The organism is Parasphingorhabdus sp. (genome assembly GCF_059726685.1).
Map to the genome: position 1 here is coordinate 2,642,448 of NZ_AP041068.1, position 18,527 is coordinate 2,660,974.

At 52.3% G+C, this 18,527-nt stretch carries 19 protein-coding genes; 6 read left to right on the forward strand and 13 right to left on the reverse strand.

The annotated features are described in order from the left end of the window. Window positions 1-15: 15 nt before the first annotated feature. The gene (locus AC6I9Z_RS13020) at window positions 16-1,194 is read right to left on the reverse strand and encodes an RsmB/NOP family class I SAM-dependent RNA methyltransferase (RefSeq protein WP_461456218.1); all 1,179 of its coding nucleotides are present in this window, start codon (window positions 1,192-1,194) and stop codon (window positions 16-18) included. On the opposite strand from AC6I9Z_RS13020, the gene AC6I9Z_RS13025 reads away from it, so the two are divergent. Continuing rightward, the gene (locus tag AC6I9Z_RS13025) at window positions 1,185-1,391 is read left to right on the forward strand and encodes a hypothetical protein (RefSeq protein ID WP_461456219.1); all 207 of its coding nucleotides are present in this window, start codon (window positions 1,185-1,187) and stop codon (window positions 1,389-1,391) included. The two genes, AC6I9Z_RS13020 and AC6I9Z_RS13025, sit on opposite strands and share 10 nt — an antisense overlap. 21 nt (window positions 1,392-1,412) lie before the next feature. Here the strand turns inward: AC6I9Z_RS13025 and guaB are convergent, their stop codons facing one another. Continuing rightward, window positions 1,413-2,879 (reverse strand): IMP dehydrogenase, encoded by a 1,467-nt coding sequence (gene guaB, locus AC6I9Z_RS13030; protein WP_461456220.1) that lies wholly within the window; start codon window positions 2,877-2,879, stop codon window positions 1,413-1,415. A gap of 63 nt (window positions 2,880-2,942) precedes the next feature. Then, window positions 2,943-4,457: a M28 family peptidase gene (locus tag AC6I9Z_RS13035; RefSeq protein ID WP_461456221.1), complete on the reverse strand. Its 1,515-nt coding sequence runs from the start codon at window positions 4,455-4,457 to the stop codon at window positions 2,943-2,945. 103 nt (window positions 4,458-4,560) lie between these two features. Here AC6I9Z_RS13035 and AC6I9Z_RS13040 point away from each other — a divergent pair, with 103 nt between their 5' ends. Both AC6I9Z_RS13040 and AC6I9Z_RS13045 read left to right on the forward strand, forming a co-directional pair. Continuing rightward, window positions 4,561-5,520 carry an SPFH domain-containing protein gene (locus tag AC6I9Z_RS13040; RefSeq protein ID WP_461456222.1) on the forward strand — a complete coding sequence of 320 codons (960 nt, stop codon included), beginning with the start codon at window positions 4,561-4,563 and terminating at the stop codon, window positions 5,518-5,520. A gap of 11 nt (window positions 5,521-5,531) precedes the next feature. Then, the gene (locus AC6I9Z_RS13045) at window positions 5,532-5,990 is read left to right on the forward strand and encodes an NfeD family protein (protein WP_461456223.1); all 459 of its coding nucleotides are present in this window, start codon (window positions 5,532-5,534) and stop codon (window positions 5,988-5,990) included. A 29-nt stretch (window positions 5,991-6,019) separates the two neighbouring features. Here AC6I9Z_RS13045 and AC6I9Z_RS13050 read toward each other — a convergent pair whose 3' ends face one another. Further along, the gene (locus tag AC6I9Z_RS13050; RefSeq protein WP_109356723.1) at window positions 6,020-6,400 is read right to left on the reverse strand and encodes a hypothetical protein; all 381 of its coding nucleotides are present in this window, start codon (window positions 6,398-6,400) and stop codon (window positions 6,020-6,022) included. A gap of 21 nt (window positions 6,401-6,421) precedes the next feature. Beyond that, window positions 6,422-6,997, reverse strand: a complete 576-nt coding sequence (locus tag AC6I9Z_RS13055; RefSeq protein ID WP_461456224.1) for a DUF937 domain-containing protein — start codon at window positions 6,995-6,997, stop codon at window positions 6,422-6,424. Between the two features lie 237 nt (window positions 6,998-7,234). Between AC6I9Z_RS13055 and AC6I9Z_RS13060 the strand changes: the two genes are divergently transcribed. Together AC6I9Z_RS13060 and AC6I9Z_RS13065 are read left to right on the forward strand one after the other, a co-directional pair. Further along, window positions 7,235-7,597, forward strand: coding sequence for a DUF3597 domain-containing protein (locus tag AC6I9Z_RS13060; RefSeq protein WP_109356721.1), 363 nt, complete (start codon window positions 7,235-7,237; stop codon window positions 7,595-7,597). A gap of 51 nt (window positions 7,598-7,648) precedes the next feature. After that, window positions 7,649-8,314 (forward strand): uracil-DNA glycosylase, encoded by a 666-nt coding sequence (locus AC6I9Z_RS13065; protein WP_461456225.1) that lies wholly within the window; start codon window positions 7,649-7,651, stop codon window positions 8,312-8,314. Here AC6I9Z_RS13065 and aguB read toward each other — a convergent pair. The 7 genes from aguB to AC6I9Z_RS13100 form a co-directional block, all read right to left on the reverse strand. Continuing rightward, a complete protein-coding gene (gene aguB, locus AC6I9Z_RS13070) occupies window positions 8,311-9,162 on the reverse strand; it encodes an N-carbamoylputrescine amidase (RefSeq protein WP_461456226.1) in 852 nt (283 codons plus the stop codon). The genes AC6I9Z_RS13065 and aguB overlap by 4 nt on opposite strands. Window positions 9,163-9,169: 7 nt before the next feature. Next, window positions 9,170-9,520, reverse strand: coding sequence for a DUF3147 family protein (locus tag AC6I9Z_RS13075; protein ID WP_108809769.1), 351 nt, complete (start codon window positions 9,518-9,520; stop codon window positions 9,170-9,172). Between the two features lie 14 nt (window positions 9,521-9,534). Beyond that, window positions 9,535-10,395, reverse strand: a complete 861-nt coding sequence (locus AC6I9Z_RS13080; protein ID WP_497810952.1) for a class I SAM-dependent methyltransferase — start codon at window positions 10,393-10,395, stop codon at window positions 9,535-9,537. Between the two features lie 61 nt (window positions 10,396-10,456). Further along, entirely contained in the window at window positions 10,457-11,317 is an 861-nt protein-coding gene (locus tag AC6I9Z_RS13085; protein ID WP_461456228.1) for a class I SAM-dependent methyltransferase, read from the reverse strand. A gap of 75 nt (window positions 11,318-11,392) precedes the next feature. After that, window positions 11,393-12,913: an FMN-binding glutamate synthase family protein gene (locus AC6I9Z_RS13090; protein WP_461456229.1), complete on the reverse strand. Its 1,521-nt coding sequence runs from the start codon at window positions 12,911-12,913 to the stop codon at window positions 11,393-11,395. A gap of 88 nt (window positions 12,914-13,001) precedes the next feature. Beyond that, window positions 13,002-13,979, reverse strand: a complete 978-nt coding sequence (locus AC6I9Z_RS13095) for an agmatine deiminase family protein (RefSeq protein WP_461456230.1) — start codon at window positions 13,977-13,979, stop codon at window positions 13,002-13,004. A 19-nt stretch (window positions 13,980-13,998) separates the two neighbouring features. Next, window positions 13,999-15,678, reverse strand: coding sequence for a M28 family metallopeptidase (locus AC6I9Z_RS13100; RefSeq protein WP_461456231.1), 1,680 nt, complete (start codon window positions 15,676-15,678; stop codon window positions 13,999-14,001). A gap of 189 nt (window positions 15,679-15,867) precedes the next feature. Between AC6I9Z_RS13100 and AC6I9Z_RS13105 the strand changes: the two genes are divergently transcribed. After that, complete coding sequence (locus AC6I9Z_RS13105; RefSeq protein WP_461456232.1) at window positions 15,868-17,826, forward strand: S9 family peptidase; 1,959 nt, start codon at window positions 15,868-15,870, stop codon at window positions 17,824-17,826. A 69-nt stretch (window positions 17,827-17,895) separates the two neighbouring features. On the opposite strand, the gene rpsD is transcribed toward AC6I9Z_RS13105, so the two are convergent. Continuing rightward, the gene (gene rpsD, locus AC6I9Z_RS13110) at window positions 17,896-18,510 is read right to left on the reverse strand and encodes a 30S ribosomal protein S4 (RefSeq protein WP_109356711.1); all 615 of its coding nucleotides are present in this window, start codon (window positions 18,508-18,510) and stop codon (window positions 17,896-17,898) included. Window positions 18,511-18,527: the final 17 nt, after the last annotated feature.

Consider the following 18,527-nt stretch of genomic DNA (forward strand, 5'->3'; position numbering starts at 1 on the left):
TGTCATGATCTGCTATCACAATTTTTCGAGGCAGGTAAAATAAAAGCCATCCGTTCCGTCTTGATACGGGGTGAGTAGAGTTCCTTTACGATATGGCCGCCCTATCGGCAAATCAACCTCTATATCCCGCCATTCCGGATGGTTTTTGACGAAATTCTCGGTTTGGTCGCCGCCTTCAGCATCCAGAAGCGAACAAACCGCATAGACAAGCTGGCCGCCCGGAGCGACCATGGCACTAGCCAGTTCCAGTAATCGCGCTTGCAATTTTACCGTTTGATCAAGTCTCTTTGGCGTCATCCGCCAGCGCAGTTCAGGATTCCGCCGCCATGTACCGGTTCCCGTGCAGGGCGCATCGACAAGTACGAGATCACATTTATCCTTGAACGGAGCCAGCGCTTCATCCTCTTTTTTTGGTGACAGCAGCAAGGTTTCAATATTGTTGGCACTGGATCGGCGCAAGCGCGGTTCAATGCGGCTCAGGCGCCCACGATCCGTATCGGCCGCAATGATGCGGGTCTCATCCGGCAACTGTGCCGCCAACCCCAGAGTTTTGCCCCCTGCCCCCGCACACATATCCAAAACCAGCTTGGGTTCCTTTAGCAGGCAGGCTGCTACTATTGCCTGACTGCCCAAATCCTGAATTTCGATCTGGCCACTGTTATAAGCCTTGCTATTCTCGACGCTTGTCCCGGTCGGCAAGCGATAGGCGTTAGGCAAAGGCAATGTTTCGATTTCCGGCCATGCGCCCTTAATCGCCCTAGCATCGCCCTTTTTGGGATTCAGCCGGATATCGAGTGGCGCGCGGTCAAACAACACCGCCTTCTCTTTTTCGTCGATCAACGCAGCAAACCGTTCTGAAAGCCAATTTGCTATAGAAACTCCACCGGCTCGTGCTTCATTTTCCGTAAGCGCAGTCGGTCCATAGGCTGATCCATCGAACAAATCCCGCAATTCGGGTTGTTCCTCCGCCAATCCAGCCATAGCGGCCCGCCCACTCTCCGGTCGATCGCCAAAGCGTCTAATAGCCGCGTAGATATGCTCACGGACAGCTCGACGGTCTTTGGAACCCGCATATCGTCGTGCCATGAAGAATTTCTTGGCAATATTATCGGCTGATGCGCCATTATCCCGTGCTGCAACAATGACTTCGTCGAGCAGTTCAATAGCCGCTTGGAGGCGCGCCGATGGAGTCATTCGGCTATGCGGCTATCTTTGTTCAAACAGTGAAACTGCGTTTGGGTATCAGCACCGTATTGCTTCGTCGCATCCTCAATGGCTATGACCGCATAGTCTTGACACGCGGCCACGGTCTCGAAGGGCTCAATCGTCCACAGAGGATCGGCCTGATCTCGCCCTTCCGGCCAAACCAGCAACAGCAAAAATATCTTTAATTCTACCATCAACCAGTCCCTTTACCGTGTGGGATAATTGGGTGCTTCCCGGGTGATAGAAACATCATGCACATGGCTTTCCTGCAAACCGGCATTGGTAATGCGGACAAATTCGGCATTTTCTCGCAAATGCTGCAATGTATTTGAGCCGGTATAGCCCATAGCCGCCTTCACACCGCCGACCAATTGATGCACGACATCGCCAGCCGGACCTTTAAACGGCACTTGCCCCTCAATACCTTCAGGTACCAATTTCATCTGATCTTTGATATCCTGTTGAAAATAACGATCGGCGGATCCGCGTGCCATCGCCCCAACAGATCCCATGCCGCGATAACTCTTGTAAGCGCGTCCTTGATAGAGGAACGTCTCTCCCGGCGCTTCTTCCGTTCCAGCCAGCAGAGACCCGACCATGACTGATGATGCGCCAGCCGCCAGCGCCTTGGCGACATCGCCGGATGTACGAAGGCCGCCATCGGCGACGATAGGTATACCGGATTTAGCTGCTTCTTCGGCGCAATCCATAATTGCCGTCAATTGCGGTACTCCCACGCCAGCAACTACGCGGGTCGTACAAATCGACCCCGGACCGATACCCACTTTGATGCCATCTGCGCCAGCATCAATCAGCGCCCGCGTTGCAGCAGCGGTGGCAACATTTCCGGCAATAATCTGCGTCTGATTGGAGCGTTTCTTGACCTCCTCCACCGCTTTCGAAACCATTTTGCTATGACCGTGCGCCGTATCAATGACGACCAGATCACATTCCGCATCAATTAGCGCTTCGGTCCGCTCCAGACCTGCATCGCCAACCGTTGATGCAGCCGCCACCCGCAAACGCCCCGAACTATCCTTGGTGGCATCGGGATAGGTCACCGCCTTTTCAATGTCCTTGACGGTGATCAGTCCCACACACCGATAGCCGTCATCAACCACCAACAGTTTTTCAATGCGCCTCTGGTGGAGCATTCTACGGGCTTCTTCCTGACTGACGCCTACCGGAACCGTGACTAGATCATCCTTCGTCATCAGTTCGGAGACAGGCTGCCGCGGATTTTCTGCAAAGCGGACATCTCGGTTGGTCAATATACCAACCAGTTTTCCGCTCGCTTCCACCACAGGAATACCTGATATCTTGTTTTGCGACATGGTTGCTTCGGCGTCTGCCAAGGTCGCATCCGGCGCTATGGTGATCGGATTGACAACCATACCGGATTCAAATCGTTTTACCTGCCGTACCGCAGCAATTTGTTGCTCCAGCGTCAAATTGCGGTGAAGCACACCAATGCCGCCCATCTGGGCCATTACAATAGCCATGTCAGCCTCTGTCACGGTATCCATCGCTGAAGACAAAACCGGAATATTAAGTCCGATTTCCTTGGTCAGCCAAGTCTGGGTATTGGCCTGGCTTGGAACAATATCGGACGCTCCGGGCTGCAACAGAACATCGTCAAATGTAAGTCCGGTTCGGATTTCTCTGCTGCTCATGGAAGGCCACTTTCTGATATGCTGAATTCGATTCTGTGGCGGCCCATGTAATCAGTTCTGCAACTATTCGCCAGCACTATTCGTCCCAAGTTTCCCGTCATATTTGAAAGGATAGGAGTCGACGCTACCGAAATAGCGACCCAGCGCAACATGGAAGTTCGCATCGTCTGCGGCGCCGCCCAACAAAAGTGTTTCATCCACTTCATCATCAACATCGTGATAGCGACCATTCAAAAAACTATCGAGACGCTCCTGATCTGAAAAAGCGCTGGTTATCATGAAGGCCGGGATATCTTTCTCCAGGAAAACATAGCCATCCTGGCGCTTCAGAAAAGCATTGGCTTTGTCGGTCTTGTCTATTTCCCGATCTTCTGCAGCAGCGACTTTTTCAAGATCCTCGTCCAAACTCGTCTTACCGCGTCCGACAATCGCCAACAGCTTACCATCTGGTGCCAAAGCCACGGTGTCCACATTGAACACAGCGACAAGATCTTCCAATGGGAAACTAGGATCAGCGGCAAAGGCTCTGGCGCCAAGCAATCCACTTTCCTCCGCCGTGGTCGCGAGAAAATAGATATCCCGATCCGAGCGATCCTTTACCAGCCGCTTGGCTGTTTCGATCAGCAGCGAGATACCGCTGGCATTATCGACCGCGCCATTGCAGATTCGGTCTACGGTGGGCTCCCGGCGACATTCACCAAGATGATCCCAATGACCAAGAAACAGCACGGCACCGCTACCTGGTTTGCGTCCGGGAATTTTTCCAATGACATTGTGGGATTGATAGGATCGCACCCGGGTACTGGACGTCAGATCTGCATAGACGCCCGTTTCCACTGGACTAAACGCGCCCGAAGCCGCATCTTTGAACAGTTGCTTGTAGTCGACACCAGCTTTGCGCAGCAGCTTTTCCGCCGCCGCCTTGGTGATAATACCTTCCATACCGGCATGATATCCCTCAGCGTCGATATTGGTGCTGGCGCGGCGAAAGCGCCTGGCCAGACGGGCATAACGAGCCTCACTACCTGCAATTGAGATGACTCCCCATGCACCAGCGGCCAGGACTTTTGCTTTGCGTTCACGATAGCTTGGGAAATCCTCGGTTCCAATTGGCGAACCCACAAACATGAAAGCCAATTTGGTCGACACGGCGTCTGCCAGTGAATCGGTGCTCTGGTTACCATAGCCTACGTGGACGATGGGGACATTGGTCGATCGCCCTGATTGCATGGAAGAGCGCAAGATGATCTGATCATCATCAATCCGAATGGTCTTTTCCCGCTCGCCCTTGAACCTCGTAAAGCGCACAGTCTGCTCCAATGGCGTCCGATCCACCAGAGCTACTGGCGCATACCAGGTTGACGATCCGGCTGCGGGCACCAATCCGGCCTGCTGCCACTGCGCCGCGATATATTGAAGGGTCTTGTTCTCTCCCTCCGTCCCGGGCTTCCGGCCACCGAAATCATCGCTCGCCAATATTTCGATATGAGCGCGCAAATCCGTTTCTGAAATATCCTCCGCGTGGGCCGTCATTGAGAACGAAGAAATCAGAGCGGCAACGGTGACATAAAAACGCATGAAATGTGGTAACCTTGTTCTTGAGGGGAATATTCGCTTTTTCCTTGGCATTATACGGCAAATAATCAATGATAATCAGACTTAAGGATGGAGGGCTTCACAGATGGAATTCACAGCCGCATTTTTCTTTTTCCTGTTGGTGATCATATATCTCGGCGCGAGTATCAAGATTGTTCGCCAGGGCTATGAATATACGATCGAATATTTTGGTCGTTTCACCGCCATCGCAAAGCCGGGCTTCAACTTCTATCCAGCATTTTTTTACCGTGTAGGCCGAAAGGTCAACATGATGGAGCAAGTACTCGACATACCGGGTCAAGAAATCATCACCAAAGATAATGCGATGATCTCCACCGACGGCGTGGTATTCTTTCAAGTGTTGGAAGCCGCCAAAGCCGCTTATGAAGTCAATGATCTTTATAACGCCATCCTCAATCTGGTGACCACCAACCTCCGGACTGTGATGGGTTCGATGGATCTGGACGAAACGCTATCCAAACGGGATGAAATTAACGCGCGCCTGCTCACTGTGATTGATGATGCGACGACCCCTTGGGGCATTAAAATCACCCGCGTCGAGATTAAAGATATCCGGCCGCCACAGGATATCGTGAACGCCATGGCGCGGCAGATGAAAGCGGAGCGTGAGAAACGGGCTAATATTCTGGATGCAGAGGGTGCACGGGCTTCCGAAATCCTGCGGTCAGAGGGCGAAAAGCAAGGCGAAATCTTGCAAGCAGAGGGTCGTAAGGCATCTGCTTTCCTCGATGCCGAAGCGCGTGAACGCGAAGCGGAAGCCGAAGCTAAGGCGACCAAAATGGTGTCCGAAGCGATCGCAAATGGAAATGCTCAAGCGATCAACTATTTCGTCGCGCAGGACTATGTCAAAGCCGTCGAGAAATTTGCGGTCTCACCCAATGCTAAGACCATCCTGTTCCCGGTCGAAGCGACACAGCTTATCGGGACATTGGGCGGCATTGGCGAGCTGGCCAAGGAAGCGCTGGGCGACAATGACGGTGCCGTGACACCGCCGCCCCGTCGCAAGGGTCCGTTTGAACAATAAGGCGAACAGATATGGATATCATTGAACAGATAATGTCGCTGGAATCGCATTATCACTGGCTGATAATTGCGCTCCTGTTAGGCATTGGCGAGATCATGGTACCGGGCGTGTTTCTTATATGGCTGGCAGCGGCAGCCGCGGTTACAGGCTTTGTTGCGATGTTCGTCGACATCACCGTCGCCGGTCAATTCACGCTGTTCGGCTTACTCTCACTAGCATCGGTTTTCTTTGGCCGCCGCTGGTATTTGGCCAATCAGGTTGAAAGCGAAGACCCATTGCTCAATGACCGGTCCGCGCGGCTTGTCGGCCAAACCGTTACGGTGGTCGAAGCGATCAGCGCAACCAGCGGCCGCGCAAAAGTTGCTGATGGTGAATGGCCCGCAAAAGGACCAGATATGAAAAAAGGTACCACAGCGCGGGTTACAGCTGTAGAAGGCGGCGTCCTCCAACTCGAGGCGCTGGAGGACTAGAACCGTTTTTAGCTTAGTTACGACAATGCCTATTTCTTGAAGAAGCCCTTGGCCATATCCGTAATATCATTTAGCGGATTGCCATCGCCATCCCGGTCGAGGAAACCGCTGACTTTACCAAGGATACCGTCTTCTCCACCGAGTTTTTCCATCAGACCGCCTTCGCCATCCAGACCCGCTTTTTCAGCCATGGCGGGCATCAGGCCTTTTAACTTCTCCGCATCGACACCGGCTTCTGCCGCAGCTTCCTTGATCGCGGTTGCTTTATCAACGCTGCCATCCTGCAGTTTCGTGAAAAGCGCTTCTCCGCTGGATTTCAATTCATCGGCCGACATGCCGACTTTCTCGGCCAAGCTGTCCAAATTCACATTGTCGGGCAACATGCCCAGTGCATTGTCCAAAAGTCCCATTGATCGTCTCCTTCGTTGATATTAGCGGGTCAGCTTACCGGCCATGCCGATAATGTCGTCGAGAGGGTTTCCATCCCCGTCCAGATCAAGCAATGATCCCAACCCGCCAAGTCCGCCAGAAGAGGCTTTGGAACCACCACCCAATAGCCCTCCAATAAGGCCGCCCAAGCCGCCTCCGTTACCTGAATTGTCACCGCTTTGCTTCGCCATATAGCCAGCAACCATCATCGCAACGATGGGCAGCATTTTCTTGAGCAAGTCACTACTAATACCGGTTTGCTGTTCTGCACCGGCAGCAACTGTACGGCTGACTTCTTTCGATCCAAAAATCTGACCGAGAATTTCATTGCCCTGGCTCACCGGTGTAGGAGGGCTGCCTAGCACACTGTCGAGCAGCCCGCCACCGCCCAGCTGTCCCAATAGACCACCCAGTCCATCCAAACCCGTGGGTTGTGCCTGCGTTGTTTTCTTGAAACCGCCTAAAATGGATGGAAGTAGCGCCGCAGCCCCCGCTTGAGCCACGCTTTCGTTCACCCCCAGCTCGCGTGCCATTGTTTCGATGCCACCAGATTGCTGCAAAACATCCAAAATATTCATCACCGGTCTCCTTTAATCCCAAAAATTTCTGCTTTGATTCTGTTCTCAGGGGCCCTTTGTACCAGATTTTTCCCCGCCTAAACGCGCAACGGGAAAGCTTTACCAGTGTTTACACTCGGGAAACCTATAAATCGGCCGAAATTCGGCTTCCGGTATTTGACTCTGCAGGCTGTAACACCGAAGAAACCATCGAAGGGGCGAATGACAAGACCCAAGGAAACCAAAGAGGAGCACATCATGAGCATATTTGGAAAAATCAAAAACGCAATTTTCGGTGGTGAAGCAAAAGCCGCTGAGCCAGAAGCTGCCCCGGCGGCAGAAGCAGCGCCAGCGGCTCGCGCAGCCATTACCGAAGTGGATGTTACTGCACGGCTCGACAATATTCCAGGATCAGACAAGCTAAACTGGCGCACATCGATTGTGGACCTGATGAAGCTCGTCCAGATTGACGCGAGCTATGAAAACCGTAAGGCGCTGGCACAGGAACTCGGCAATGCGGGCTATAGTGGATCGGCAGAAGACAATATCGCGCTGCACAAGCGCGTCATGTCCGAAATTGCAGCCAATGGCGGCATTGTTCCGGCTGAATTGAAAGACTGATTATTCAGTAGTTTGCTGGACGTGATGTCCAAATGATTTTAGGCGGGGGCTATGAGCGATCACGGCCCCCTTCCTTTTGGCCCCCTTCCTTTTGCCGAAGCGCCCAAAAACTGCCGTCGCTGTCCAAGGCTTGTGAGCCTGCGCAAATCGCTCCGAAAAGATCAACCGGAATGGTGGAATGCACCTGTCCCGGCCTTTGGAGACCCCGACGCATGGCTAGCGATTGTTGGTCTCGCGCCAGGTAAGGAGGGCGCAAACCGGACCGGCAGAGCCTTTACCGGTGATGCATCCGGTGATCTGTTGTTCGCTACGTTGAACAAGGTCGGCCTGTCCGACGGCGAGTTCCAATCCCGCGCAGATGACGGTGTGACTCTAAACGGCACAATCATCCTAAACGCCGTCAAATGCCTGCCGCCGGAGAACAAGCCCAATGGTGCGGAGATTAACAACTGCCGCCCCTACCTGATCAAGGCGCTGGATGGCTTGCCCAACTTAAAGGTCATCCTCGCACTCGGCAAAATTGCTCATGACAGCGTCATAAGGATGACAGGCAGCAGACTGGCGGACCATAAATTCGCGCACGGTGCGGTACATAGCTTGCCCGGCAATCGTATCCTGATCGACAGCTATCATTGCAGCCGGTACAACGTGAACACCAAACTATTGACGGCCGAGATGTTTGAAGCGGTTTTTAGAGCTGCACTGGCGCAAAACTAGCGATCCTCAACCAAACGCCCGTAGAGCTCCGGCCGGCGATCTCGGAAGAATCCCATGCCTGCACGATGCTTACGTGCCTGTTCCAGATCAAAGGTCGCCACAAGCACGCCGCTCTCGTCTGCGCCATATTCCAGCACCAGATCACCCCATTCATTGGCGATGAAGCTGTGGCCATAAAAGCTTTGCCCTTCTTCCTCACCAATGCGATTGCTCGCGACCACGGGCAAACAATTGCTGACCGCATGCCCCTGCATCGCGCGCCGCCACATCCGGCTGGTGTCGAGGTCGGCATCATAGGGCTCGGAACCGATCGCGGTCGGATAAAACAGAATTTCAGCGCCCATCAGCGCCATCGCCCGCGCGGTTTCCGGATACCATTGGTCCCAGCATATTCCGACGCCGATGGTAGTTCCGCAAACATCCCAGGTCTTGAAGCCGCTATTTCCGGGGCGGAAATAGAATTTCTCTTCATAGCCTGGACCGTCGGGAATATGGCTTTTGCGATAGACGCCTATGATCTCACCATAAGGATCGATCATCGCGATGCTGTTATAGTAATGCTGGCCATCCCGTTCGAAGAAGCTCGCCGGGATCGCTGCGCCCAGTTGCTTTGCTAGTTTTTGCATGGCCTGCACCGGCGCGCTGTCTTGCACCGGTTTGGCGAGCGCGAACAGCGCTTCATCTTCTGTCTTGCAGAAATAGGGACCGGCAAAAAGTTCCGGCGGCAAAATGATCTGTGCGCCCTGCTCGGCTGCTTCAGCCACATGCGCGCTGACAGCCTCGATATTTTCCACTTCGCTGCCGTTCAAGGACAGCTGCAAAGCGGCAACAGTGATATTCTGTGTCATGATGTGCTCATAGCTTGATGCCGAAACGAGCCGCAATCGGAATTGTCGCGAGATAGAGGATTATCGTCACCAATATGCCGGCAGACAGAGAAGCCCAGAAATTTATCCCCTGACGCAACATGACCGGGATGATGAGAAACATCGGCAGGCTGGGAATAACGTAAAAGAAAGTCGCCTGTACATGCCCGGCGAGCAGTTCCGTATCGCCTGTGTCCCGCCACAACCAGATCATCGCCAATATAGAAATCAATGGGAGTGAAGCGATCAGCGCGCCCATGGCGGGATAGCGACGGGCGATGATTGCAACGATAGCCACAATGACCCCCGAAACTATCGCCCGGACCGCAAACTCACCCATAGATCAACATGACGTCATGGCAGCTTTTTGAACAAAAGGGTCATGCGATCAGACTCGCCAATTTCAGTATATTTGGCTTTGTCCGTATCGCCTTCAGCATAGCGTGGCGGCAGGGTCCAGACACCTTTGGGGTAGTCCGCCGTATCTTTGGGGTTCGCGTTGACTTCGGACTGCTTGACCAGTTCAAAGCCATGCGCCTCCATGAATTTCACCACGGTATCAGTGCGCAGATAGCCTTTATTGCCATCGGCATAGCTAAACGCCGTGCCGTCCTTCGCGCGATGCTGAATAATACCAACCATGCCGCCATCTTTCAGCATATTGCGCATCACCTTGATTTCGCTGTCCGCCAGGTTCCAGCGCATCAGATTGTGCATCATCCGCGGAATGATGACGTAGTCTGCGGTGCCATTGGCCTCTTCAGGAACCTTGTCGGTTGTGTAGGCAGAAAATTTCGCGGCTGGCATGCCGGTCCATTCGGCTACATCATTGGGAAATTTGGTTGGGAAGCCGCGAATACGTTCTTTTGCCTCGTCTCCGAATGGCAGGGGATCCGGCGCAAAGGTCAGTCCGATAAACTTGCCTTTTTCTGCGACATAAGGTGCCAATATCCTGGAGTACCAGCCTCCACCGGGAACATATTCGACGACCGTGTCGTCGGGTTGGATATCAAAGAAACTGATGGTCTGGGCCGGATTGCGATACTTGTCACGAGCCTTGTCCTCTGCACGGCGTTCATGCGTGATGACAGTACGCAAATTTGTTTCACCTGACGCACCATCTTTTGCATGATTTTTTGCGGAAGCCGGAGCAAGTGTCAGTGCTCCAAGCGCCGTCACTGCGCCTATCATAATCCATTTCTTTTTGGTCATCATTCCTCTCCTGCGGCAATCATTCAATGAGAGAGGCTATACAGATTATCGCCTCTCTCAAAGATTAAGGTCTTTTCTTGAATAGTAAGGTCATCCGGTCGGATTCGCCAATGGCCTGATATTTCGCTCTGTCTTGGTCCTTGTTCGTAAGGACAGGCGGCAATGTCCACACGCCTTTCTCATAGTCTTTTGTATCTTTCGGATTGGCATTAATCTCAGACGAGTCCACCAATTCAAAGCCGTTCAGTTCGAATAGCGCGATAACCGAATCCTGCTTGAGATACCCTTTTGTTCCGTTGGACATTGCATAAGGCGCATCAGCATTTGCACGATGCTGGACAACGCCGATCATGCCATCATCAGCAAGAATGTCTCGCAAGGCGCGTAGTTCGGAATCGGCACGCGTGCCGTTGAGCATTCCGTGCAGTGAGCGAAAGATCACCACCCGGTCAATCTTGCCTTTCATCTCGTCCGGAACTTCGTCGCTTTCAAAAGCGGCAATTTGATCGGCAGGAATGCCGGTCCATCCTGATGCAGCGTCAGGGAAACGCTCCGGCCAGCTTTTAGAGCGACCTTCGCGTGCACGGCTGGTGAAGTTAATGCTGTCGCTGTTGCCATTCACCGCGACATATTTTCCATTGGCGCTGAGATAGGGCAATAATATTCGCGTGTACCACCCGCCTCCCGGGCCATATTCCGCAACGGTATGGGTCGGTTTTATCTGAAAGAAAGCGAGAGTCTTAGCAGGATTACGATAAACGTCGCGCGAATTGTCATCCTTGCGCCGATCATGATTGATCACCGCCATCAGGTTAGCATCACTTTGCGTCGCGCCAGCTTTGGCATCATCTTCCGCCAGTGCGGGCGCCCCTGCGGCTGCCAATAACGCGGTTGCGACACCAGCGAATAAAAGCTTCTTTGTCATTCTTTCAGGCCTTTCAGTTGGGGATTATCTCTCTGATAGACGACATAAATCAGCTGCACAGACATGCAAAGCAGTTTATCCAGAGACGTCTTCTATCACCTTGAATTTCTTTGCAACCTCTGGCCGCGGATAGAGCTCATCCAGCGCAATGGACTTGCCCGTGTCCTGAACGATACGGACATGTTTGCGGCCCAATTGACGTGGCTCATCAACGCCGCAGCTATGGGCCAGCACTTCAACTTCGTGAACAAGACTTTTGCAATAATTGGCGACCTTGACCTTTTTGTCCGACGGATCAAGCCCTCGCTGCAACCTAGGATCATGGGTTGTGATGCCGGTAGGGCATGTATTCTTGTTGCATTTCATCGCCTGAATACATCCTAGCGAAAACATGAAACCGCGCGCGCTGTTCACGAAATCCGCGCCCGCACATATAGCCCAGGCCACCTCGCTGGGCGTAATCCTTTTGCCCGATGCGATAATCCGGACGCGCTGCCGCAAATCATATTTGTGCAGGATATCAGAAAGCATCGGCAGACTTTCATCCAGCTGCAGACCGACATTGTCCATCAACGGCATCGGCGCGGCACCGGTCCCGCCATCACCGCCATCAAGCGTGAAGAAATCCGGTGCACTCTCTATACCGCGACGATGAATTTCCTCGCAAAGGCTCTCTATCCAGCCATAGGCACCGACCACCGCTTTAATGCCGGTCGGCTTACCAGTGACTTTGCGGACGTGATCAACAAAATCGAGCATGTCTTCCACGCTGTTGATTTCTGGATGGCGATTGGGAGAAATAGAGGCCTCGCCTTCCGGGATGCCGCGTACTTTTGCAATTGTCTCGGTGACCTTCGCGGCGGGCAGGATACCGCCCTTTCCTGGTTTCGCACCTTGCGACATTTTAATCTCGAACATACGGACTTGCTCGTGATCCGCTATCGCTCGCAGTTTATCGTCGTTCAAACTACCGTCATCATTGCGCACGCCATATTTGGCGGTACCAATCTGAAAGACGATGTCACAACCTCCCTCGAGATGATAAGGTGACAAACCGCCCTCACCGGTGTTCATCCAGCATCCCGCCATTTTGGCTCCATGAGACAGTGCTCTTACCGCCGGTACAGACAGCGCACCGAAACTCATCGCAGAGACATTGAACAGTGATTTGGCTTCAAAGGGTTTCTCGCTATAGGGACCCAATGTGCATGTTGCGGTTTCTGCAGCATCTTTCTCTAGCGTCGGAAACGGGCAATTGACGAAAATCGGGGTGCCGGCCGGATCAAGGTTTTTTGTAGAGCCAAAAGCAATCGTATTGCCCGTACCTTTTGCCGCGCGACCAACCCATTCCCGTTCCGCCCGGTTAAAGGGCATTTCCTCTCGGTCCATGGCAAAGAAATACTGCCGGAAAAATTCGCCCAGGCTGCTGAACAGGTGGCGGAAGCGTCCGATGACAGGATAGTTGCGGCGCACGGCATCCTGTTTTTGGGTTATATCGATAACGAACAGAACGATCACACCGGCCAGACCAAGGCCGAGCAAAAAAACCAGTATATATGTGAGCGTGCTCAAAACACTCAAAATTCCATCAGCCATCGGCCATCCCCTCAATCATACAGAAAGAGGTTAGCATTTTGCTCCCCTCAAACATAGTTCGTTTGAATCGGGTTGAGGTTACAGAAAATCAGGTCTGGGGGATTTGCTGCGAGATACAGTGAAAGCTCCCGCCGCCATGCAGCAACGCTTTGCTGGAAAGGCCAATGGCTTTGCGATCAGGAAATAAATCCGCAATAGAGTCGACAGCAGCCGCGTCAGAATCGGCTCCATATTGCGGAACCACAACAACGGTGTTTCCGATATAGAAATTCATATAGCTGGCAGGTGCAATGTCACCGTTGATTTCATACATGCCAACTGAAGGGATGCGGATCACGTCAAGACCAGCCGCAGTTGCGCGACTGGCCGCTTCGTCAAAAATATCGGCATTTGGATCATCAGCGTCACTGGTTTGCGGAATCGCGACTTTCCCCGGTGCTACAAAGCGCGCCAGATTATCGACATGGCCATCGGTATGATCAGCGATCAACCCATCGCCAAGCCAGAAAATATGCTTAATATTCAACGCTTGCCGTAACTTCTGGCGCGCCTCATCCTTGTTCATATTATGATTGCGATTGGGATTGAGCAGGCACTGTTCGGTGGTGAGGAGTTGGCCAGTACCATCTCCATCAATGGCGCCGCCTTCCAATATCCAGTCATGCGAGGAGATAGGCAGGCCTGCCTCTGTAGCAAGACGCCGCCCGATATTCTGATCGCCCGCCATCTCAAACTTTCGGCCCCAGCCATTAAAGCCGAAATCATGGGCCAGCCTATCCCCACCGACCGTTATAATCGGCCCGGTATCACGCAACCAAATATCGCCAAAAGGCTGGTGCATGACTTCGATATTGTGATGAACCAGTTCGGACGCTCGTTTGACATCCGCTGAGTCCCGACAGACAAACTTGACCTGCTCGCCATTGCCATCATCACAAACGGCATTGGCGAAGGCGGCAACTTCATGCTGCGCCTCCGCCAATTGCTCAGGCCATTCATTTGGATTGCCCGGAAAGCCGATCCAAACCGCTTCATGCGGCTCCCATTCGGCTGGCCATCTCATCATATAAGCAAGTGGTTAGAGATCAGGCCCCGGCGCGACTCTTGTCACGGATATCACGAAATTCGTCGCCTTCATTCCAGTTCGGCCAGTCTTCGGTCATCGCCAGCATTCTAGCAACGGTATAATAGACCTTCAGATCACCCATCACACCGTCCCAGTTCCAACTCGGATCAAATTCGTCTTTCGGTCCATGGTACTTGTTCTCGGTATAATCCTGGCTGATCGCTTCACCAGCGGCCCGGCCACCTTCAACAAGGTCTTCACCACCTTCGAAATAAATCATCGGCACGCCGAGTTTCGCGAAACTGAAATGGTCGGAACGATAGTAAAAGCCTTTTTCAGGTGTCGGCTCAGCCTCGGCAGTTCGCCCGTCAACGGTCAACGCACCTTCCAGATAGCGATCGAGCTGCGATTTGCCTTTGCCAACCACTACGACATTTTTTGCAGGACCAGCCATGCCAAAGGCGTCCATGTTCACACCGCCAACCGTCTTGTTGAGCGGATAGATTGGATTCTCGGCATAATATTTTGATCCGAGCAGGCCGGATTCTTCCGCCGTCACCGCCAGAAACAATATGCTGCGATCCGGTGCGCCTGCCTTGACATGCGCTTCGGCGAGAGCGACCAATGCGGCCGTGCCGGTGGCATTGTCGACAGCACCGTTACAGATATCATCACCGTCAGGTGCTGGCTTACAACGCCCCAGATGATCCCAATGCGCTGTATAAAGTACATATTCATCAGGTCGGGTCTTACCATTGATCATGCCGATGACATTCTTGCTGTCCATTTTACTTATATCATTTTCAAATGACATGGATGCAGTCACGCCTAATGGCATGGCTTTAAATTCCTTGTTCTTCGCGGCGGCCATCATAGCTTCCAGATCCTGACCGGCGCTGGCAAAAATCTTGGCTGCCACATCCTTCTGAACCCAACCATTAGCCTTTGTCTGATCAGCGCCACCATTGGCTGACTGCGCATAAAATTGCGGTCCGCTCCAGCTTGATTCCACCACATTCCAGCCGTAGGCCGCTGGTGCTGTGTCATGAATGATCAGTGCCGCCGCTGCACCCTGACGTGCGGCTTCTTCGTATTTGTAGGTCCAGCGCCCATAATAGGTCATCGCCCGGCCGCCAAATTCACCTTCCAGGCTTTCGGTTCCGAAATCCGGATCGTTTACAAGTATGACAACGGTCTTACCTTTGACGTCGATGCCCTCATAGTCATTCCATTTCCGCTCAGGAGCGTTGATGCCGTAGCCGACAAAAACCATCTCGCTATCCGACACGTCAATTTCCGGCTGTTCCTGATAGGAGGTGATGACCATCTCGGGACCATATTTGAAGCTCATGTCGCTAGTGCCGCCCTTGATCGTCAGGTCGGATACGTTTTTCGCTTCTATCTCGACCAGCGGAACATCCTGAAACCAGCTATCACCGTTGCCTGGCTCCAAACCGGCTTCGGCAAATTCTTTGGTCAGCAGAGCAAGCGTTTTTTCTTCGCCAATAGTGCCCGGTGCACGCCCTTCAAAGGCATCGGAAGAAAGCTCCTGCGTAATGTCGCGCATCGTATCGACCGATAATTCCGGTGCAGAGACCTCTGGCAGTGGGACAGCATCTTCAGCATCATCCACCTGTATTACACAAGATGTCAAAGCCAGCGCCGGTATCAGCGCAAGGGCAAACCATTTCTTTTGCATTTCAAGGTCCTCATATCAAACTATGCCTGACGGCTATTGGGTGTTTAGTGGCAGAGACCGTGGGCAAGCGCAAGCTATGCACGCTCCTCATATAGTCTGAAATACAGATTCGTTCTTGCGTTATTAATTGCTCATGCCGATAGTGCATTATTCATTCAGTTTACAGTATTGTAATATCAGGGGGCATCATTGCTAAACATTTCTAAGCCGCTTTTTGCGGTTTCTGTATTCGCATACACTTTTTCAACTCCAGTCTTCGCCAATGACCAAGCCAAAATATTCGGTTCGATGCCAGCAGTTCAGAGTATCAGCCTTTCCCCTGACGGCACTAAAATAGCCTTTATCTCACCCGGCCCAGGCTTGCAGACAGACCTCTATTCCATCGATCTGAATAAGGGCAACGAGCCAGTCCGTGTAACGACCTCTTCAGGTGATCCGGAAAATCTATTCTGGTGCGGTTGGGTTTCCAATGAACGTCTGGCCTGCAAAATCGGAGGATTGGAAAAATATGCCGGCGATATCTTAGGGTTTTCGAGCATGTTTGCAGTCAATGCTGATGGCAGCAAGCCTATGCTTCTTAGTAAACGACCGCCACGAAATGCGATTGGTTATAATTTAGGCGGCGGCAATATTATCGATTGGCTGCCGCAAGATGATAACATGATATTGATGACACGCTATCATCTGAAAACAGGTGCTGCGGGAACACTTATCAGAAATCTCGATGAAGGCCTGGCCGTCGAAAGAATCGATACCATCACCGGCAAATCGAAAATGATCGAGCGACCGAAAGATGAAGCGGTCGAGTATATTACAGACGGTGTCGGCAATGTCCGCATCAAGGGGAGCCGGATTAAGAAAGGCAGCACGGAACTGGATAGCGGTCAAATTCAATATTTTTATCAATCCGACAATGATTGGCGATCTTTAGGAAGGCTCGATTATTCGAATCGTAGGGGGTTCAACCCTTATGCGGTCGACCCAAAAACCGACCGTGTCTATGGTTTTGCGCCGTATAAGGGGCGCAAGGCACTGGTGTCAATAGCGCTGGACGGTAGCGCTGAACAACAGGTCGTCTTCGCACATGACCAAGTTGATGTAGATGCATTGATCCGGATTGGCCGAAACCAGCGAGTGGTCGGGGTCAGTTATGCCACCGACAAGCGGAAAGGTGTTTATTTTGATCCAACACTTGAAAAGTTAGCGAATGCGCTCGGCAAAGCATTGGGCGAAAATTATTCAATTCAATTCGCTGATGCGAGCCTGGACGAAAATACGTTGCTAATCTGGGCTGGCTCAGACGTTGATCCGGGACAATATTTCCTATTTGACAAGACAACCAAGCAGTTAAGGCCATTGTTAGGTGTTCGACCATCGGTTGAAAATAATAATTTGGCGGAAGTGAAGCCGATTTCTTACCCAGCTGCCGATGGCACAATGATACCGGGCTATTTGACCATGCCGGTTGGTACAGCCGCCAAAGATCTACCCGCGATCGTCATGCCGCATGGTGGCCCAGGTGCACGAGACGAATGGGGATTTGATTGGCTGGCACAATTTTATGTTAGCCAAGGCTTTGCAGTACTACAGCCTAATTTCCGCGGTTCCGCCGGATACGGAGAGGAATGGTACAAAGAAAATGGCTTTCAATCTTGGCGTACATCTGTTGGCGATGTTAACGACGCAGGTAAATGGTTGATCTCTCAGGGGATTGCTAAACCGTCTGCCCTGTCAATCGTAGGTTGGTCCTATGGTGGATATGCGGCGCTACAATCAGCAGTACTCGATCCAGATTTATTCAAAGCCATTGTCGCCATCGCGCCGGTGACTGACCTTGCTACTCTTAAAAGTAACTCCAGGGCTTATTATAGCGGAGCAGTCACCCGGGAATTTGTTGGCAGTGGACCACATGTACGGGAAGGCTCACCTGCTCAGAATGTCGATAAGATCAACGCCCCCGTTATGCTTTTCCACGGGGACTATGATCGCAACGTGGCGATAGAACATTCCAATCTAATGAACCGCAAACTGAAATCGGCAGGCAAGCAAGTGACATATATCAAATATGAGAAACTCGCACATAGCCTTAGAAACTCGCAGGCACGTCAAGACATGCTCGAAAAATCCGCGTCTTTTCTTCCCAAGTAAAATAGAAACAAGGCACAAAAAAGGGCGGCTCCAACGGGCCGCCCTTTTTGGTATATATCGCTGAACCAATTAGCGTGAGTAAAACTCGACGACCAGATTGGGTTCCATCGTTACCGGATAAGGCACCTCGTCCAGCGTTGGTACGCGAACATAGGTTACTTTGTCAGTGCCGTCCGGCGTGACATATTCTGGAATTTCGCGCTCTGGCAGGCTCTGTGCCTCGATAACCAGCAGCATTTCTTTTGCTTTATCGCTCAGCGAAACAACATCATTTGGCTGCACTTTGCGCGAAGCAACATTACATTTAACGTCGTTGACGCGAATGTGGCCGTGGCTAACCAGTTGGCGAGCAGCAAAGATGGTTGGAGCGAATTTGGCGCGGTAAACAACCATGTCCAAACGCTGCTCCAGCAGGCCGATCAGGTTCTGGCTGGTATCGCCTTTCATGCTCGATGCTTCTTTATAAGCACGCTTGAACTGTTTCTCGGTTACGTCGCCATAATAGCCTTTCAGCTTTTGCTTGGCGCGCAGTTGAATGCCGTAGTCAGACAGTTTGCCTTTGCGGCGCTGACCATGCTGACCAGGGCCGTAGTCGCGGCGATTGACGGGTGATTTGGGGCGACCCCAAATATTTTCGCCCATGCGGCGATCAAGTTTATATTTCGAGCTGGTACGCTTTGTCATTTCACTGACTCCTAATT

What these genes read in the sequence shown, in the direction of transcription:
- AC6I9Z_RS13060 (WP_109356721.1), top strand. Translation starts at nt 7,235, where the DNA reads ATGAGCATATTTGGAAAAATCAAAAACGCAATTTTCGGTGGTGAAGCA.
- guaB (WP_461456220.1), bottom strand. Translation starts at nt 2,879, where the DNA reads ATGAGCAGCAGAGAAATCCGAACCGGACTTACATTTGACGATGTTCTG.
- AC6I9Z_RS13025 (WP_461456219.1), top strand. Translation starts at nt 1,185, where the DNA reads ATGGAGTCATTCGGCTATGCGGCTATCTTTGTTCAAACAGTGAAACTG.
- AC6I9Z_RS13045 (WP_461456223.1), top strand. Translation starts at nt 5,532, where the DNA reads ATGGATATCATTGAACAGATAATGTCGCTGGAATCGCATTATCACTGG.
- AC6I9Z_RS13050 (WP_109356723.1), bottom strand. Translation starts at nt 6,400, where the DNA reads ATGGGACTTTTGGACAATGCACTGGGCATGTTGCCCGACAATGTGAAT.
- AC6I9Z_RS13040 (WP_461456222.1), top strand. Translation starts at nt 4,561, where the DNA reads ATGGAATTCACAGCCGCATTTTTCTTTTTCCTGTTGGTGATCATATAT.
- AC6I9Z_RS13085 (WP_461456228.1), bottom strand. Translation starts at nt 11,317, where the DNA reads ATGACAAAGAAGCTTTTATTCGCTGGTGTCGCAACCGCGTTATTGGCA.
- AC6I9Z_RS13075 (WP_108809769.1), bottom strand. Translation starts at nt 9,520, where the DNA reads ATGGGTGAGTTTGCGGTCCGGGCGATAGTTTCGGGGGTCATTGTGGCT.
- rpsD (WP_109356711.1), bottom strand. Translation starts at nt 18,510, where the DNA reads ATGACAAAGCGTACCAGCTCGAAATATAAACTTGATCGCCGCATGGGC.
- AC6I9Z_RS13100 (WP_461456231.1), bottom strand. Translation starts at nt 15,678, where the DNA reads ATGCAAAAGAAATGGTTTGCCCTTGCGCTGATACCGGCGCTGGCTTTG.
- AC6I9Z_RS13065 (WP_461456225.1), top strand. Translation starts at nt 7,649, where the DNA reads ATGAGCGATCACGGCCCCCTTCCTTTTGGCCCCCTTCCTTTTGCCGAA.
- AC6I9Z_RS13095 (WP_461456230.1), bottom strand. Translation starts at nt 13,979, where the DNA reads ATGATGAGATGGCCAGCCGAATGGGAGCCGCATGAAGCGGTTTGGATC.
- AC6I9Z_RS13080 (WP_497810952.1), bottom strand. Translation starts at nt 10,395, where the DNA reads ATGATGACCAAAAAGAAATGGATTATGATAGGCGCAGTGACGGCGCTT.
- aguB (WP_461456226.1), bottom strand. Translation starts at nt 9,162, where the DNA reads ATGACACAGAATATCACTGTTGCCGCTTTGCAGCTGTCCTTGAACGGC.
- AC6I9Z_RS13090 (WP_461456229.1), bottom strand. Translation starts at nt 12,913, where the DNA reads ATGGCTGATGGAATTTTGAGTGTTTTGAGCACGCTCACATATATACTG.
- AC6I9Z_RS13055 (WP_461456224.1), bottom strand. Translation starts at nt 6,997, where the DNA reads ATGAATATTTTGGATGTTTTGCAGCAATCTGGTGGCATCGAAACAATG.
- AC6I9Z_RS13020 (WP_461456218.1), bottom strand. Translation starts at nt 1,194, where the DNA reads ATGACTCCATCGGCGCGCCTCCAAGCGGCTATTGAACTGCTCGACGAA.
- AC6I9Z_RS13035 (WP_461456221.1), bottom strand. Translation starts at nt 4,457, where the DNA reads ATGCGTTTTTATGTCACCGTTGCCGCTCTGATTTCTTCGTTCTCAATG.